Source organism: Streptomyces sp. NPDC049577, from assembly GCF_040675635.1.
GTDB lineage: Bacteria > Actinomycetota > Actinomycetes > Streptomycetales > Streptomycetaceae > Streptomyces.
Genome location: NZ_JBFAPH010000599.1, coordinates 1 through 1,805, shown reverse-complemented (window position 1 = coordinate 1,805; position 1,805 = coordinate 1). Strand labels below are relative to the sequence as shown.

At 70.8% G+C, this 1,805-nt stretch carries 2 protein-coding genes and 1 pseudogene; 2 read left to right on the top strand and 1 reads right to left on the bottom strand.

Annotation, left to right across the window (positions count from 1 at the left end):
• On the bottom strand, positions 1 to 695 hold a 695-nt coding region (locus AB0K09_RS33110; protein WP_366069096.1), incomplete at its 3' end, for a serine/threonine-protein kinase.
• Positions 696 to 844: 149 nt separating this feature from the next.
• Between AB0K09_RS33110 and AB0K09_RS33105 the strand changes: the two are divergent.
• Together AB0K09_RS33105 and AB0K09_RS33100 are read left to right on the top strand one after the other, a co-directional pair.
• A pseudogene (locus AB0K09_RS33105) lies at positions 845 to 1,090 on the top strand (SH3 domain-containing protein); the annotation flags it as partial.
• Positions 1,091 to 1,109: 19 nt separating this feature from the next.
• Entirely contained in the window at positions 1,110 to 1,655 is a 546-nt protein-coding gene (locus AB0K09_RS33100) for a hypothetical protein (RefSeq protein ID WP_366069094.1), read from the top strand.
• Positions 1,656 to 1,805: the final 150 nt, after the last annotated feature.

Below are 1,805 nucleotides of genomic sequence, written 5' to 3'. Positions count from 1 at the left end.
GACAGATCCGGCTCGTCGTGCACCACCTGATACGCGACGATGTACGGACTGTCCGACTCGAACGGCCCCCGCCCCGTCGCCGCGTACACCAGCAACGACGCGCAGGCGAACACATCCGCCGCCGGCCCGACCTCACGCGGCCGCTGGAACTGCTCCGGCGCCATGAAGGGTGGCGTACCGATCAGCTTCCCGGTCTCCGTCCGCAGCTCGCTGTCCGACGGCCGCGAAATGCCGAAGTCGATGACCTTCGGCCCGTCCGCGGCCAGCAGCACATTGCTCGGCTTCAGATCCCGGTGCACGACCCCGGCCCGGTGAATGTCCCGCAACGCCTCGGCCAGCCCCGCGGCCAGCCGCCGCACCTCCGCCGGCTCCAGCGGCCCCTCGCGCTTGACGCGCTCCGCCAGCGTCGGGCCGGGGATATAGAGGGTGGCCATCCACGGCCGCCCGCCGTCCGGATCCGCGTCCACCACGGACGCCGTGAACGCACCGCTCACCCGCCGCGCGGCCGCCACCTCCTGCCGGAACCGCGCCCGGAACTCGGGATCCACCGCGAACTCGGCGTGCACCACCTTCACCGCGAGCCGCAGCCCCGACGCCGAACGGGCCAGGTGCACCACACCCATGCCCCCGGAACCGAGCCGGCGCTCAAGCCGGTACCGGCCGGCGTACCGCGGTCCCTCCCCCTCCGGGCGCATATCCCAACCAACCCCCACGCGCGACGACGAGCGGAGCCTAATCGATGGATATGGACCGAACGGGGAAGCCGCACCGCGCGTTGCTAGCCTGCACATGACATTCACTCACGGGGGGCCGCGAGGCCGGCGAGGAGAACGAACGAATGGCCACTTACCCGATCGCTCCCGGCTACCAGGTCAACGTCCGCCGCGGCCCGAGCACCGACAGCGAGCTCGTCAAGGTCCTCCCGCAGGGCAGCAGCGTCCCCATCCGCTGCCAGACCCGCGGCGAATCCGTCTCCGGCCCCTGCGGCACCACCGACATCTGGGACTGCATCGCCCCCGGCCAGTACGTCTCCGACGCCTACGTGAAAACCGGCAGCACCGGCTACGTCGCGGTCCGCTGCTCCGGCTGAACCGTTCGATAATCGCCGTATGAGCGGTACGGACGGTACGAACGGTGTGAACGGTGCGGCAGGGACGGACGGCGGCGAGCCCCGGCCCGAGCCGATCCGGTTCTTCGGCACGACCTGGGTCCACCACGACGGCGGCTACGCCCTGCGCCGCGCCGGCGTCGCCGCGGGCTCACTGCTCGCGGCCGCGGCGGGCGCCTTCGTCCTGCGCTTCGGCTACGAGGGACTGGCCGTCGCACAGGTCGGCAGCGTGGTGAACATGCTGGTCGTCATCGCCTTCGCGGTATGCAGTGCGATCGGCTTCCGCCGCACCTGGGACGGCTTCGTACGCCGCCCCGACCCCGGAAAGCACGACGCCGCGGCGGAGCGGTCGATGCACAGCATCATGATGATCGGCTTCATCGGCCGGCTCCTCGCCTACTTCTGCCGCTCCCTCGTCGAAGCCCCGGGCGAGGGCCTCCACCGGGAGGAGTACGAGGAGGCCCGCACCCGCCACGAGCGCCGCCGCGCCTCCCGCACGGGCAACCCGGCCGCCCGCGGCGGCAAGCGGCGGCGCAAGCACGGCTGAAGCTCGTGTAGAGTTCTCCGGGTTGCCACACGGCAGCACCCACTACTGCACGGCCCCCCTGAACGGGATGGATTTCGGCATGCCGAAATTCCGGAACGGACTTCGATTAGGAGTCACCGGGGAAATCCGCTAAAGTAGTGATCACGCCGG

Excerpts from the sequence above, each read along its gene's own strand:
- AB0K09_RS33100 (WP_366069094.1), top strand. The coding sequence starts at position 1,110 with ATGAGCGGTACGGACGGTACGAACGGTGTGAACGGTGCGGCAGGGACG.